Here is a 14,663-nt window from a genome sequence, read left to right as displayed (position 1 = left end):
CTGATTAGTCTTTAAGTTCAGGAATAACGATGTGTACCGCCACTCCTTGTCCGCCGCTGTCCTTTCTATCCTCGATATCAAATTTCGCGTATTGTCCTTGTGATTTAAAAAGGACTTCCAGTCTTTCTTTAAGGATAGTTCCCGCGAGGGATTGTTTCTTTTGCTCACCCGGCTCTTTAGTAGTCATCCCCTTTCCATTATCTTCTATCGTTATAAACATCTGGTGATTATCTGTTTTAAAAAAGATCGTCAAGATACCTTTATAATCAATATTCCGGAAACCATGTTCTATCGCGTTCTCCACAAATGGCTGCACGAGCATGGGAGGTATCAGCACATTCTCGGGGGAGAGATGTTTATCCACATCAATCCGGTAGTCAAAAAGCCCCGAAAAGCGCATTTTATTCAGCTGCAGGTAATTCTCCAGGGAAGTGATTTCTTCATCCAGGCCAATGAAATCCCTTCTGCTCTGTTCCAGCACATTCCGCAATAATCCTGAAAAAGCAGACAGATATCGTACAGACTCTTTTGTATCTCCTGAGGCAACAAGACTTTGCAGGTTAGCAATGGAATTAAAGATAAAATGCGGGTTCAACTGTGCCTGCAATAATTTCTGTTCCATATTCAGACGTCTGTTCTCCGATTGCAGCAACCTGTTTCTTTCTTTCAAACGGTACTGACGATGAATAAAATAAAAGACTAAAAGCCCTCCGAGGAATACCAGGAGCGCCAACACAAGTGTCCATCTCTGCTGCCGGATGATCTTTTCATTGAGCGCATTCCTGCTGCTAAGTTCTGCGATATTCCTGTCTTTCTTCTCCGTTTCATATTTCGCTTGTATTTCTGCCACTTTAACGGCTTCTATCTGTTTTATATCCCTTGTTTCTATTTCATAGGCGGAGTCGGCCACCTGCAATGCGCTGGCATAATCACCTTTTAATTTATACGCTTCTATAAGCCCTTTGTAATAAATCGGGGATGGCTTTTTCCTGGGGCCTTTTTGTGCAAAGCTGATTGCCTCTCTAAAATAATGGATGGCGGAGTCGAACTGGTGATTGTGAACAAAGCTGGTCGCTAAATTATTATACGCGAGCTCGTTCAGGTTATTTGTTCTGGCAAGATAATCAATATACTTCCTGCTACTTGCAAGCGCTTTTGCATTCTGTCCCTGGCGAACAAAGATCCAGGCTTCATTGTCGTACGTGCGGGCAATGGCCAGGCTATCGCCTGTTTGGTTGGCAAGGTTACGTGCCTGGACATTGTACAACATCATCTTATCAAAATCATTCAGTCTTGAAGCTAACAGGAAAGAGATATCATAATACCGCTGCATGATTACGGGGTGCGATTTATATGGATGATGCTTATAGTAACGTTCCGCGTATACCAGTGATTCATTCTCATTATTATTCTGATAATATGCTTTGGCCATCAGATCATAAAACTGGTAGGTGAACCTGCTATGAGCGCTTTCCGCAGTTTTCATGGCTGAAAGTACCTGGTTCATCAGGTTTGCCTCCACGGCTCCGGAATTGGGAATTTTTTGATTCAAAATACCGTAGGTTTTCAGCAGCTCAATCTCATCGTTGTTCTGCACTCCCTTCATTTTCTGGTATTCTGCCATAGCGCTATCCCACTTCTTTTCCTGGCGGTACCTTCCGCCCCTGAAATAATGGGCAAACGGTATAATACTGCTGTCGGCAGTATTTCTCAGTAAACTGTCTTCCCTACGGACCGCTTTCCTGGCATCAGCTGTAGATAAGGTATCCAGAGAAATAATAAAAGAAAGGTAATCCCTTCTGTGAGTGGTATCAGTAATGCTTTGCTGATTCTTTTGAGAGGCGCCTTTCTGTTTACAGGAAGCCATAAATAAAAGAATGATTACCGTTAAAGCAGCATATGCGGTTCTTGCATTCATTAAAGTAATATATTAAGCATATTTCAGCATGGTGAAACATACTGAAATATTCCTTAAATGTATCAATAGAAATTAAAATGTAAGAAGCCGGGTATATATTCGGTGGGTTTGGGGCAATATCCGTGGTGATTGGGGGCGTTTTTTATGCAGGTATTTGATCAATTAACCAATAATGGATTTGGTTCCTGTATTTATCCGAATTTAAATATGGTTTGAAGTAAAGAAATAAATACAGCACATGACCGTGATTCAAATTACAGTACTGATTACAGGCGGCGATGCTTATAAAACAAAGCCGCCTGTACTTATTAACTATGATTGTTCTACTTTTTCGGGTTATGGCCTTTCCAAAATTCACTCAATCGTTGCCTGTACAATCTGTTCTATGTCAAATTTCCGCATTTGCATAAACGCCTGGGCTGCCTTACCGGCCTTATTGGGATCGGTCATTAATTTTCCGAGAATGGTAGGTATTACTTGCCAGGATACTCCAAATTTATCTTTTAACCAGCCGCACCTGCTTTCTTCACCACTTTCGGTTAATTTTTCCCAATAGTGATCTATTTCTTCCTGCGTGTTGCAATGGATGGTTAAGGAAACGCCTTCGTTAAAAGCGAATTTGTGAGCATGTGCACTTTCCATCAGCATAAACTTTTGTCCGTTGAGGGTTATTATGGCGTGCTTTACTTTTCCCTCTATATCGGGCTGTTCATTCTGCGAGTAACGGAGTATTCCATCTGTTTCTGAATTTTGGAATATGGAAGTATAGTGCTGGATGGCTTCTTCCACACGGCCATATTGGTCTCCAACGAACATCAAAAAGGGGGTGATCTTTTGCCCCACTGCGGCTATTGTTCCAAGAGTAACCTGCCATGAAATGCCAAACCGGTCGCTCACCCAGCCGTATTTTTCACTCCAGGGATATTTATCCAAAGGCATCATAATAAAGCCTTCACTGGATAATCCTTCCCAGGTGTTCTTTAATTCTTCTTCTGTTTCACAGATGTAATACAGTGAAATGGATGGATTGGGTCTGTACATCGGACCGCCATCTAATAAAGTAATGTGTTGCCCGGCTATCTCTATTTCGGTGACGATAGGCGATTGCGTCACTATTTTCGCACCGGGAATTAATTTGCAGTACAAAGCTGCGGCTTCTTTTGCCTGGTTATCGAACCATAAGCAAGGTGTGATCAGTTCTTTCATACATTTTTTTATGTAAAGGTGAATCAACCATCAAACATGGCCTTGTACAAAACCGACATTATTTTTTCTTTAGTCCAAATTGCAGGTAATCATTGGGGGTTGTTGCTGTAAATTCCTTAAAAGAACGGATATAATGACTTTGATCAAAATAACCGTTTGTATATGCCACATCGGTCAGTTTATCAAATTGTCCTGACTTTAACTGGTAAAAAGCCATCTGGAACTGACAGATCCGCCGGTATTCGCTGGCTGTTATACCTACATATTTTTTAAAGATTCGTTGAAATGTTCTTTCCGTAAGGTTGAGTTCCCGCAGCATCTGAGCTAACACATCCGTTTCCGGGTTCTCCAACATTTTGTCAGTAGCATATCGGATGATCATACATTCCCGTTGGTTGGCTGTAACCTGGGAAAGAACAAACTGGTGCAGCACCTCTACCTTTTCGGCTGTTGATTGAGCATAGGCCAGTTGAATGGTCAGTGCCATTGCCTTTTGCGGATTCCAACGATTTAACTCGATGGCTTCATTTTTTAATTGCTGTACAGGTATTTTGAAAGCTGGGCCTATAGCAAATGGTTTGAAGAAAAATGCGATCAGTGTAGCATCGCCCCATTCAGCCCATCTTTCTGCAGGAACGGTCTTTCCGAACAGTGACAGGCGGTTCTCCTTGTTCTGTGATGTACACAATAAAGCCGACATGCCGTTGGTAAATATGGGCAAGTCTTCGGGCTCCGGGGGATCGGCACTATCAAGAATTAAGATAGTTTGAACGAAGCCTTTTAATACCGGGTCTATTTTGCTGTACCACTGTTGCATATAGAATCATAGTAACTATTTTAAGATAGCCCTTTTTTTGGCAAAAACATAGTAGTCTAAGGCGGAAAGGGGTTATTTCCCGATACAAAACTTACTAAAAATATAATCCAACCTATCCTCATTTGTCACCTCTCCGGTTATCTCTCCAAGGTAATGCAAGCAAAGCCGGATATCCAGTGCCAGCAAATCGCCCGGCAGCCCGTTGTCCATTCCCTGTTTCGCATCCAGCAACGACTTCAACACTTCCTGCAAGGCTGCATGGTGACGGGCATTAGTGATGATGGTATCTTCTGTATTAACATCTCCGGCCAGTACTTTGTGCACGAGTGCATCTTTCAGTTCCTGGATATGTGCATGATTCTTTGCGGAGATAAAAAGTATTTCGGGAATAGCGGAAAACTTAGCTCGGATAACTGCTTCGCCGGTAACATCTGTTTTATTTCCTACCAGGAGATAGTTAACGTTTTGTGTTTCAAAAGCAGCAACCTGATTACGTATATCCGTTTCAGTGAGTTCATTCACATCAAACAGGTAAACGACAACACCCGCTTCACGGATTTTTTCCATGGTTTTCTGTACACCAATGCTTTCAATGGTATCCAGGCTTTCGCGGATACCGGCAGTGTCTATGAGCCGGAAAAGGATACCGTCTATATTCAATACTTCCTCAATGGTATCGCGGGTGGTACCGGCAATATCGCTCACGATCGCGCGGTTCTCGTTCAGGAGGGTATTCAGCAAGGTGGATTTACCCGCATTGGGTTTTCCTACTATTGCAGTATTTACACCATTCTTGATAACATTCCCCATTCGGAAGGAATCAATGAGATGCTTAACTACCCTGGTGGCATTGGAAATAAGCGTATATAAGCCTGTACGATCGGCAAACTCCACATCTTCCTGGCTGAAATCCAGCTCAAGTTCGATGAGGGCAGAAAAGGTGATTAATTGCTCACGCAGGGCATGTAATTCTTTGGAGAATCCACCCCGCATCTGTTGCATGGCTGTTTGGTGCGAGGCAGCTGAATTGCTGGCAATCAGATCAGCTACCGACTCTGCCTGGGTAAGATCCAATTTGCCATTCAGGAATGCCCGTTGGGTAAATTCACCGGGTTTGGCCAGCCTTGCACCTGCCTTAACAGTAGCGTCAATGATCTGTTGTTGTATATAGGGAGAACCATGACAGGATATTTCTATCACATCTTCCCCGGTATAGGAACGGGGCCCTTTATAGAGGCTAAGTACTACTTCATCAATAATATGCCCATTGGAAACGAGGTTACCAAAATGCAGGGTATGACTGGCCTGCTGCAGGAGATCTTTGCTGGGGAACAGGCTATTACAGATGGTGTAGGTATTGGGGCCGCTCAGCCGTATTACAGCAATAGCGCCAAGGCCGGGAGCTGTTGCCACCGCTACAATTGTATCATCAAATCCTGTTAGTTTCCCCAGCATACCGTTTTAATTTACCAATTCTTAAAGGGCACAAATTTACGCACAATCGGGGCTATCACCAATTCCAGAAAATCAAAAGTCCCGTTCCAACAATGTTGAAACGGGACCTTTGAAAAATATGCTTGATACAGTACTACTCCTGCAAAGTAAAGCGGATCGGGAGATTGAACTGTACAGAAACCTGGCGGCCATTTTGCTTACCAGCTTTCCACTTAGGCATGGTTTTCACCACACGTACGGCTTCTTCTTCCAGGCCACCACCTTTTGCGGCACCTACTGTTTTTACATCTTTAATGTTTCCTTCAGAATCTACTACGAACTGAACGAATACTGTACCGGAGATACCGTTTTCCTGCGCAACGCGTGGGTAACGGATGTTTTTGCTCAGGTACTTGGCCAGTGCTTCCTCACCACCAGGGAAGGTAGGAGGCTGCTCTACGAAAGTGAAGATTTCTTCTTTTGCAGGAGCAGGAGGCGGGCCTACCACACCGGTACCTTTACTGTCTTCCAGTAATCCCGGATCAATACCGTTCGGATCACCGTCTACAGTTTTGGTGCTGATGGCTTTATCTTTAATGTCCTCATGTTTCGGAGGTTCCTCATCCGGTGGTACTTCATTATCCTTCTTAATTACAGGAGGAGTGAACTGTACTGACGGTTTTACCGGTGGCGGTGGTGCGGGCGGTGGAGGTGGTGGAGGTGGCGTTTTCGGATCATCCGGTAACTTCACATCCTCCATCTTAATTTCCTGGATCACCGGCTTCTTCGTGTTTTCACCCTCAGAAGCTTTAACCCACTGTGATATCATATACGTTGCGAAGAATATTACAAACAATGACACGGTACCCAAAATGGCATTCCGCACACGCTTATTATACTGTCTCCGCAAATCGTACGCCCCATAGTCCTTGTTCCTGCCGTCAAACAGGATATCAAGAAAATCGGACTTTAAGACTTTAGCAGAATCCATTGTTGTTGTTTTATGATGGATGCAAAAAAATAAATTAGTTATTTAGCCGGCGGAGCTGCAGGAGTACTAGGAACACCGTTAGCTGCTTCTGTAGACTGTATCCATTTTTTATCCTGGTCACTGATATCTACAGTTGCGTAACGTTGAATTCTGTTGATGGCCATTTCATCAAGAATATCTACGAAATTCTTGTAATTAGCCTGATCATCAGCTTTAATAATCACCACAACATCTTCTGGTTCACCTTTTGCATTTCTCAGTTTGGCAACTTCGTCCCTTTTCCTGATGATCTCATCTCTGATTCCCCCCGTGTTGGCAAAAGATGTTGCCTTGAAGAAGTCAGGATTAGCAGAGGCATTCGGGTCTTGTGCCAAACCTTCGTAATAGTAAACACGATTATCTTTTCCGAGTAAAATGGTAAGGGCCGTACTTTCTTTTACCTTGTTCTGGTCCTTTTCATTTTCGGTATCCTTTGGCATGATCAAGTCCATTGTTTTGGGCTTGGACATGGTAGTGGTTAGCATGAAGAAGGTAATCAGGAGAAAACCTAAATCCACCATTGGTGTCATATCCACACGGGTCGACTGTTTCTTCGATTTCGTTCCGCCGTGTTTCTTTCCACTGCCACTACTGCTGGTATCCATTTCTGCCATAGTAGCCAATTTTTTTAGTTCTTAAATCAGCAGTCTTCCAGGTCAGGAAGTATTTACTGCCGTTTACTTCTTAGGTGCATTTGCCTCTTCCCAGGCAGCTGTACCTTTGGGAGCTTCTTCCAGGTTAGTAACCAGGTTCAGCTTCTGAATATGCTTCTTTTTGAAGGTATCCAGGATTTCCTTGATCTTAGGATAAGGAGTCTGGTTATCTGCTTTAATACAGTATTTCAGCTTAGCAACGCTTCCGCCCTGTGCTGCAACACCATATTCGATCCAGGCACCTAACTCATTATTTGCAGAATCCGTAGGAATTCCCTTATCCAGTCCTGATTTTTTACGCTCGTCCTCAGAGAGGGAAAGATATTGTTTCAGGTCTTTAATAGGTGCTCCTACGCTGGCTCCGGTCACAAAGCTTTTAATTTCTTTATCGCCCAGGCCCAGTTTGTACTGCGTGTTCAGATCTTCTATCAGCTTCTTTCTTTTGGGCTGACCATCCATGCTGAAAAACACTCTGCCATCCTTATCTACTGTGAATAATAACACATCAGAATCAGGTAAAAGGGTGGTGTTAATAGAGGATGGGGTAACTACTGTTACCGGTTCATCCGGTTTGAACTTAGTCGCCAGCATAAAGAAAGTTAACAGCAGGAAAGCCACATCACACATTGCTGTCATGTCAATGGCGGTGCTTTTCCTTGGCATTTTAACTTTAGGCATCTTTACTCTGTTTTATGATTTACTTTAAATAGATTCAAAACCGCTCAAATTCCATAAATAATCCCCGATTATTTGTGGTTTGCAGCGAAGCTCTGAGTTAAAGTAAAGCCAGACTCATCGATTGCGTAAGTGATGCTGTCGATATTGGTAGTGAAGTAGTTGTACATTACGATCGCAATAGCAGATGTACCGATACCCAGTGCAGTGTTGATCAACGCCTCGGAGATACCTAACGCCAGCTGTGCAGAATCCGGAGCACCACCAGAAGACATCGCAGAGAACGCCTTGATCATACCCAATACTGTACCGAACAGACCCAGCAGGGTTGCTACCGATGCAATGGTAGACAGGAACACCAGGTTCTTTTCCATCATTGGCAGTTCCAGTGCAGTAGTTTCTTCAATTTCATTCTTAATGGTCAGGATTTTCTGTTCTGTATCCAGATCAGCATTGGTAACCATTTCTTTGTACTTTTTCAGACCTGCTTTTAATACGTTTCCTACAGAGCCTTTCTGTTTGTCACACTCAGCCAGTGCTGCGTCTACATTTTTGTTAGCCAGGTGGTACTGTACTTTACGTACCAGCTCAGAACCACTGAATTTACCTTTTGCTTTTGACAGGTACAGGAAGCGCTCGATCACGAAAGTCAGACACACCAGTAATACGGAAATCAATACCGGTACTACATAACCACCCTTGTAAACAGTACCAAACCATTTACCGATACCTGAATCTATAGGATGTCCATCGGGATTATTACCCTGGAAATTGGCTGGATTACCTAATACAAAAAAGAAAAACAGGAATCCTATCACTAAGCAGATAGGCACAGCCAACGTAGCGAACAGGTTGGATGACTTTTTAGGTTGATGAGAAGAAGCCTTAGCTGTAGCTGCAGTCACAGTTGTTTTAGTCTCAGCCATGTTGATTGAAATTTTAGTGTTAAAAATTAAACTATTGTTTGTTAGAAGTTTCTATTCTCTTTAGAATGCCCCTCAGCACTCAATTTACTGTTTTAATCAGTGATTCGCAAAGTTATACGGTTGGTCCAAAAAAACAAGTGCAGCCCAAAAAAACCCACAAAAATTAACCTTCACACGCAAAAGCCCCACCACAGGGCTTTTAGACCACTCGTTTTTTTAGAGCAAACACTTACATAAGCGAATAAACCAATATTGCAGTTCTCACAACTTATTGTTACTGTCCCAATACTTGAAATCGTTTGATTTTTTTCAAAGTTGGACGCACAATTTAAGAAAAAATTCAAATGTTCCAACAGAAATCTTACAATTCTGCTAACTTATTTATTCCCGCGCCAGTAAACAGTTTCAGGCGACGCTAATAGCATTTAGCAACACAACATCGAATATTTCCCTGATCCATAACTCGAAATTCAGTACGGCAGCGGCAATCAACACATCTCCTTCCGTCTCTGCCATATGAAATTATTATTTTCTATAACAATAAATACTTACATTAAAAAAGTTGCCACCGCAACTATTGTTTTAACTCCTACCCTCAATTTTACTTCTTTTTTTCCATTCCTACAGCCTTTACTGCGCTTATGGATTTTCCTGATAAGTTAATACTTAATATACTTACTTGCAAAGGTTTTTAAAAAAACATAACAACTAATCAAGAACCAATTATTAAATCGTAATGAGCAAACTATTTTACCGCCAACTGATAATAGCTGTGGCAGGCGCACTTTGCCTGGGTATTACAGCTTATCAACCTGCCAGCGCACAGCGGAAAAAACACAACCGCAACGCCGCACCAACTACTCCTGCTCCTGCAAAAGACTCTACCGGGAAGGGCCCCATGATCAAACCAGGTCCAAAACCAGGTCCAAAACCCTTCGCTGAAGTAATTACCGATAAAGCCAAAGCGGATTCCGGCCTGTTTAATGTCTACAAACAAGATGACCGCTTTTTCTTTGAGATCCCCGATTCCCTGCTGGGAAGAGATGTACTGGTAGTGAACAGGATCTCCAAATCCGCTGCCGGTCTCCGCGCCATGATGATGGGTTTCAGCGGCGATATCATCGGCGAAAATGTGATCCGCTTCGAAAAAGGCCCCAACTATCGCATCTTTCTGAAAAATATCTCCTACGCCGATGTGTCAAAAGATTCTACCCAGCCAATGTTCACCTCTGTGAACAACTCAAACCTGCAGCCTATCGTGGCAGCATTTGATGTAAAGGCCACCTCCAAAAACGGGAAAGGTACCGTTATTGACCTGACTGAATACATCAGTGGCGACAACGATATCCTTTTCTTCGACGGACAGGTTAAAAATATGCTCAAAATCGGTGGCGTTCAACCGGATAAATCTTACATCTCTGATGTAAAATCATACCCGATGAACACCGAAATCAAAACGGTAAAAACATACAGCAAATCAGGCGGCTCTGCCGGTCCGGGTATGCCCCCTTCCCCGGGAGGCAATGCTACCGTGGAACTGAACAGCTCTATGGTATTACTCCCTGCAGTACCAATGCAGCCCCGCTACTTTGATCCCCGTGTAGGTTACTTCACTACCAGCGTTACCGACTTTGATGCGGATCCGCAGGGCGTAAAGAAACTCCAGATGATCACCCGCTGGCGCCTGGAACCAAAGCCGGAAGACATGGAAAAATATAAACGCGGGGAACTGGTGGAACCTGTTAAACCCATCGTGTTTTATATTGACCCTGCTACCCCTGTAAAATGGCGTAAATACCTTATCATGGGTGTGAACGACTGGCAGTCGGCTTTTGAACAGGCGGGCTTTAAAAATGCTATTATCGCTAAAATGGCGCCTACTCCCCAGGAAGATTCCACCTGGTCTATCGAAGACGCCCGGTTCTCTGCCATCGTATACAAACCGTCTGACGTACCGAATGCAAGCGGCCCCCATGTACACGATCCCCGCTCCGGCGAAATCATTGAAAGCCATATCAACTGGTATCACAATGTAATGCGTTTGCTGCGCAACTGGTACTTTGTACAGGCATCTCCCAACGATTCCCGCGCCCGTAATATGCAGTTCAGCGATGAACTGATGGGTGAACTGATCCGCTTCGTATCATCCCATGAGGTAGGCCATACCCTGGGCTTACGTCATAACTTCGGATCAAGTTCCACTTATCCGGTTGAAAAACTGCGTGACAAAGAATGGGTGAAAAAGAATGGCCACGCTGCATCTATTATGGATTACGCCCGTTTTAACTACGTAGCACAACCCGGCGATGGCATCACCGGAGCTGATCTTTATCCCCGTATTAACTACTATGATAAATGGGCTATTGAATGGGGCTATAAACTGTTGCCACAGGCTAAATCATCCGAAGCTGAAGTACCTATCCTCAATAAAATAACGATAGAAAAACTGAAGGATAAGAAGTTCTGGTTTGGTACTGAAATGAACCCGGATGACCCAAGGTCCCAGAACGAAGACCTGGGCGACAATGCCATGATAGCCAGTGGCTACGGCATAAAGAACCTCCAGTATATTATGCCTAACCTTCTTAGCTGGACAAAAGTAGAGAACGAAGGTTATACTAACCTGTCTGAGTTGTATAAAGAAGTAGCCGGTCAGTTCAGCCGTTACATGGGCCATGTAGCCAAAAACGTAGGCGGTATTTATGAAACACCTAAAACGGTAGAACAGGCAGGCGCAGTATATGAATACGTGCCAAAGGCAATCCAGAAGGAAGCAGTGGCTTTCCTGAACAAGCAGCTGTTTACCACACCCAAATGGCTGATTAACCAGGATCTGCTAAGCCGCATAGGCAGCGACGGCGTTTCCCTGATCAGTTCACGCCAGGCTCCGATCCTGGACAGGCTGATGAGCACCAATACCATCAATAAACTGATCACTGGTGAAGCCGCGCTGGGAGCAAAAGCTTACGACCCGGTTGAAATGCTGAATGACCTGAAAAAATCCATCTTCTCAGAAATTTATACACACCAGTCTATAGACGTATACCGCAGGAACCTGCAACGCGACTATGTGGATAACCTCACTGAGCTGGTAGCACCTTCGGCTCCTGCCAACCCGATGATGGGCGGCTATACACCTCCAAGTGCGTCCCGGTCAGATGCGGCTGGCATTGGCCGTGCCCAGCTGGTGGCCCTGAGAACTGAGCTTCGTGCCGCCGCCGGTAGTGGCGACAGTATGAGCCGCAATCATCTCCAGGACCTTATAGCCCGTATCAATAAGGCGCTGGATCCTAAATAACGAATCTGTATATATACATATCGACGCCCTTCCAGGTAATTCCCGGAAGGGCGTCTTCCTTTATATATATTCAAAACCTTATAAATTATTGCGGAAAATGCTTAATATCGCTGCATTATTAACCTAGACGCCTCAAAAGTGAAAGATCGGACTAACAAAATCACGATATACGATATTGCGCATAAACTGAATCTGTCGGCATCTACTGTTTCACGTGCATTACAAAACAATCCTCTTATCAACCTGGAAACGCGCGAAAAAGTTCAGGCAACGGCTACAGAAATGGGCTATGTTCCAAACTGGATAGCTTCCAGTTTGCGCAAAAAGAGGTCGAATATTCTTGGTCTTATCGTACCTCGTACTTCCATGTACTTCCAGAGCACTGCTATCAGCGGCATTCAGCATGAGGCGCATAAATATGGGTTCAGTATTGTTATTGGCCAGTCGGATGAAACCGTGGCGATGGAGAAGGAACTGGTGCACACTTTTTATTCTCTCCGTGTAGATGGTTTGCTTGCAGTGGCCTCTATGTTTACCACTAACTTTGATCATTTCAGTCCGTTTATTAAGAATAATATTCCACTGGTATTTTATGACCGCGTGCCTACTGATTTCCAGGGGTATACTATTACAGGTGATGATTTCAGGGGTGGCTTTCTTGCCACCGAGCACCTGATCAAACAAGGCTGCAAACGCATTGCCCACTTCTCAGGTGTGCTTACTTGTAACCTTTACCAGCAAAGGCTTTCAGGTTATAAAGAAGCATTGGCACAATACAATATTCCATTTGATGAACAGCTGGTTTATATACATGATCTGACTATGGATTCTGCTACCGTTGCTGCACAACAGTTATTTGATGAACAGAAAATACCGGATGGCATGTTTGCTGCCAATGATAGTTCTGCAGTTGCTTTTATCCGCGAAGCGAAGAAAAGAAATATTGCTGTTCCTGAGCAGATCAAAGTAGTAGGCTATTCCAACGATCTTTCTTCCAGAATTATTTCGCCTTCTTTAACTACCATTGAGCAATCGGGTTATAATATGGGTCAGAAAGCGGTGGAAACCATCGTTCAGCTGATCAATCATGAAGAAACAGTAAAAGTGACAAAAAATTACGTATTCCCGGTGGAGCTGATCAAACGGGAATCTACCGGCTCATAAATTCAATAGTAAAACTGATAACCTACAACTATATGAAATCTTCCATTTATGCAGCATTACTATGCACTGCTGCAATTGCTGTATCCTCCTGTAACAAGCGTATTTATGTACCTAACCAGGTGAATGTTCCATTGCTGAAAGAGAAGTATGAATTCAAAGGCAGTATCACGCCTACTAACCTCCAGGGCGCCTTTGCCATCACTGATAACATAGGTATCATGGCCAATGGCCAGTATCTCTGGGGATGGAATTATGCTGATCCAACTAACAGCTATGATGATGATGGCGTATTTAAGGATAATAATACACGTGGGGGAATGGTAGAAGGCGCAATTGGTTTCTTTAAGCCAATAGGACCCAATAAGAAAACTGTTTTTGATGTGTATGCAGGCTATGGCAGTGGTCATTTTAAAACACTTTCCGGCGATTACAGATCAGATAACAATGGTACAGGCAATATAAACCTGAATGACTATGTAATTAAAAACCGCTTTAGTAAGGTATTTATACAACCCAGTTTCGGGCTTGCCCACCGGGTGGTGGAAACAGCGTTCAGCAGCCGGTTTTCATTTGTAAACTTTTACAATAGCAGTATTGGTGCAAAAGCGTTTGAAAACAACGAGGCAGAACAGACCAAGTTTATGCGGATTCACGATAAAACGGTTGTGTTCTATGAGCCGGCGTTTACTGTCAGGGTAGGATTCAAATACGTAAAATTCCAGGCACAGCTGCAGTTTTCAACTCCATTGAACAATAACAGTTTTTACGACAATAGTGGTTCTTACGATAAGAATTTCAACGAGTATTTCCAGCCTGTAAATTTCAACATGGGGGTTGCGATAGATCTGGCGCAGTGGTATAACCGGAGATAATAATTAAATTAATAAGGATGATTTTTCCGGGGAGATGATATACGGTAAGATCACAAATGATATAAAATAAAAAAGCCTTAGTGTATGAAACACTAAGGCTTTTCTCTTAATAAGTATGGCAGCTACCTACTCTCCCGCATGATAGTGCAGTACCATCGGCCATGAGGGGCTTAACTTCTCTGTTCGGAATGGGAAGAGGTGAACACCCTCGGCATAACCACCATAAGATCTTCTTTGCTGTTACAGCAAACTAATAAGATAACATATCGGGAAAGTTGTATTCAAAACTTTTTAGCGTAATAATTGAAAAAATTAAAGCTTACGGGCAATTAGTATTACTCGGCTGCGATGTTACCACCCTTACACCTGTAACCTATCAACGTCGTAGTCTCCGACGGCCCTTAAAAGTAAACTCATCTTGAAGCAGGTTTCACGCTTAGATGCTTTCAGCGTTTATCCTATCCGTACATAGCTACTCTGCACTGCACCTGGCGGCACAACAGATACACCAGCGGTACGTACGACCCGGTCCTCTCGTACTAAGGTCATGTCCTCTCAATTTACTAACGATCACAACAGATAGGGACCGAACTGTCTTGCGACGTTCTGAACCCAGTTCACGTGCCACTTTAATCGGCGAACAGCCGAACCCTTGGGACCTTCTCCAGCC

General features: G+C 43.6%; 11 protein-coding genes and 2 rRNA genes (1 of these 13 running past the window's edge). 3 read left to right on the top strand and 10 right to left on the bottom strand.

The window, feature by feature from the left end:
• Nucleotides 1-4: 4 nt before the first annotated feature.
• The 8 genes from FN124_RS16085 to FN124_RS16050 form a co-directional block, all read right to left on the bottom strand.
• Nucleotides 5-1,918: a histidine kinase gene (locus tag FN124_RS16085; protein ID WP_142685815.1), complete on the bottom strand. Its 1,914-nt coding sequence runs from the start codon at nucleotides 1,916-1,918 to the stop codon at nucleotides 5-7.
• Nucleotides 1,919-2,272: 354 nt separating this feature from the next.
• The gene (locus tag FN124_RS16080) at nucleotides 2,273-3,124 is read right to left on the bottom strand and encodes a VOC family protein (protein ID WP_142685814.1); all 852 of its coding nucleotides are present in this window, start codon (nucleotides 3,122-3,124) and stop codon (nucleotides 2,273-2,275) included.
• 58 nt (nucleotides 3,125-3,182) lie between these two features.
• On the bottom strand, nucleotides 3,183-3,941 hold the full coding sequence (locus FN124_RS16075) for a helix-turn-helix domain-containing protein (protein WP_142685813.1): 759 nt from the start codon (nucleotides 3,939-3,941) through the stop codon (nucleotides 3,183-3,185).
• Between the two features lie 72 nt (nucleotides 3,942-4,013).
• Nucleotides 4,014-5,396 carry a tRNA uridine-5-carboxymethylaminomethyl(34) synthesis GTPase MnmE gene (gene mnmE, locus FN124_RS16070; RefSeq protein WP_142685812.1) on the bottom strand — a complete coding sequence of 461 codons (1,383 nt, stop codon included), beginning with the start codon at nucleotides 5,394-5,396 and terminating at the stop codon, nucleotides 4,014-4,016.
• 133 nt (nucleotides 5,397-5,529) lie between these two features.
• Complete coding sequence (locus FN124_RS16065; protein WP_142685811.1) at nucleotides 5,530-6,366, bottom strand: energy transducer TonB; 837 nt, start codon at nucleotides 6,364-6,366, stop codon at nucleotides 5,530-5,532.
• 38 nt (nucleotides 6,367-6,404) lie between these two features.
• On the bottom strand, nucleotides 6,405-7,019 hold the full coding sequence (locus FN124_RS16060) for an ExbD/TolR family protein (protein WP_142685810.1): 615 nt from the start codon (nucleotides 7,017-7,019) through the stop codon (nucleotides 6,405-6,407).
• Between the two features lie 63 nt (nucleotides 7,020-7,082).
• Nucleotides 7,083-7,736 (bottom strand): ExbD/TolR family protein, encoded by a 654-nt coding sequence (locus tag FN124_RS16055; protein WP_142685809.1) that lies wholly within the window; start codon nucleotides 7,734-7,736, stop codon nucleotides 7,083-7,085.
• A gap of 68 nt (nucleotides 7,737-7,804) precedes the next feature.
• Nucleotides 7,805-8,659: a MotA/TolQ/ExbB proton channel family protein gene (locus tag FN124_RS16050; RefSeq protein ID WP_079470957.1), complete on the bottom strand. Its 855-nt coding sequence runs from the start codon at nucleotides 8,657-8,659 to the stop codon at nucleotides 7,805-7,807.
• Nucleotides 8,660-9,395: 736 nt separating this feature from the next.
• Here FN124_RS16050 and FN124_RS16045 point away from each other — a divergent pair.
• The 3 genes from FN124_RS16045 (at nucleotide 9,396) to FN124_RS16035 (ending at nucleotide 13,993) form a co-directional block, all read left to right on the top strand.
• Nucleotides 9,396-11,957 carry a zinc-dependent metalloprotease gene (locus tag FN124_RS16045; RefSeq protein WP_142685808.1) on the top strand — a complete coding sequence of 854 codons (2,562 nt, stop codon included), beginning with the start codon at nucleotides 9,396-9,398 and terminating at the stop codon, nucleotides 11,955-11,957.
• Between the two features lie 138 nt (nucleotides 11,958-12,095).
• Complete coding sequence (locus FN124_RS16040; RefSeq protein ID WP_142685807.1) at nucleotides 12,096-13,121, top strand: LacI family DNA-binding transcriptional regulator; 1,026 nt, start codon at nucleotides 12,096-12,098, stop codon at nucleotides 13,119-13,121.
• 32 nt (nucleotides 13,122-13,153) lie between these two features.
• Nucleotides 13,154-13,993, top strand: coding sequence for a hypothetical protein (locus FN124_RS16035; RefSeq protein ID WP_142685806.1), 840 nt, complete (start codon nucleotides 13,154-13,156; stop codon nucleotides 13,991-13,993).
• A 113-nt stretch (nucleotides 13,994-14,106) separates the two neighbouring features.
• Here FN124_RS16035 and rrf read toward each other — a convergent pair.
• Together rrf and FN124_RS16025 are read right to left on the bottom strand one after the other, a co-directional pair.
• Nucleotides 14,107-14,218: ribosomal RNA gene (gene rrf, locus FN124_RS16030) — 5S ribosomal RNA — on the bottom strand.
• An 84-nt stretch (nucleotides 14,219-14,302) separates the two neighbouring features.
• A 23S ribosomal RNA gene (locus tag FN124_RS16025) occupies nucleotides 14,303-14,663 on the bottom strand; it runs 2,526 nt beyond the window's last position.

It is taken from the genome of Chitinophaga polysaccharea, assembly GCF_902150045.1.
GTDB lineage: Bacteria > Bacteroidota > Bacteroidia > Chitinophagales > Chitinophagaceae > Chitinophaga > Chitinophaga polysaccharea_A.
This window is presented reverse-complemented; position numbering and strand designations above follow the sequence as displayed.

Bases quoted from the DNA above. Each gene is read 5' to 3' on its own strand.
- FN124_RS16085 (WP_142685815.1), bottom strand. From the start codon at position 1,918: ATGAATGCAAGAACCGCATATGCTGCTTTAACGGTAATCATTCTTTTA.
- FN124_RS16080 (WP_142685814.1), bottom strand. From the start codon at position 3,124: ATGAAAGAACTGATCACACCTTGCTTATGGTTCGATAACCAGGCAAAA.
- FN124_RS16075 (WP_142685813.1), bottom strand. From the start codon at position 3,941: ATGCAACAGTGGTACAGCAAAATAGACCCGGTATTAAAAGGCTTCGTT.
- mnmE (WP_142685812.1), bottom strand. From the start codon at position 5,396: ATGCTGGGGAAACTAACAGGATTTGATGATACAATTGTAGCGGTGGCA.
- FN124_RS16065 (WP_142685811.1), bottom strand. From the start codon at position 6,366: ATGGATTCTGCTAAAGTCTTAAAGTCCGATTTTCTTGATATCCTGTTT.
- FN124_RS16060 (WP_142685810.1), bottom strand. From the start codon at position 7,019: ATGGCAGAAATGGATACCAGCAGTAGTGGCAGTGGAAAGAAACACGGC.
- FN124_RS16055 (WP_142685809.1), bottom strand. From the start codon at position 7,736: ATGCCTAAAGTTAAAATGCCAAGGAAAAGCACCGCCATTGACATGACA.
- FN124_RS16050 (WP_079470957.1), bottom strand. From the start codon at position 8,659: ATGGCTGAGACTAAAACAACTGTGACTGCAGCTACAGCTAAGGCTTCT.
- FN124_RS16045 (WP_142685808.1), top strand. From the start codon at position 9,396: ATGAGCAAACTATTTTACCGCCAACTGATAATAGCTGTGGCAGGCGCA.
- FN124_RS16035 (WP_142685806.1), top strand. From the start codon at position 13,154: ATGAAATCTTCCATTTATGCAGCATTACTATGCACTGCTGCAATTGCT.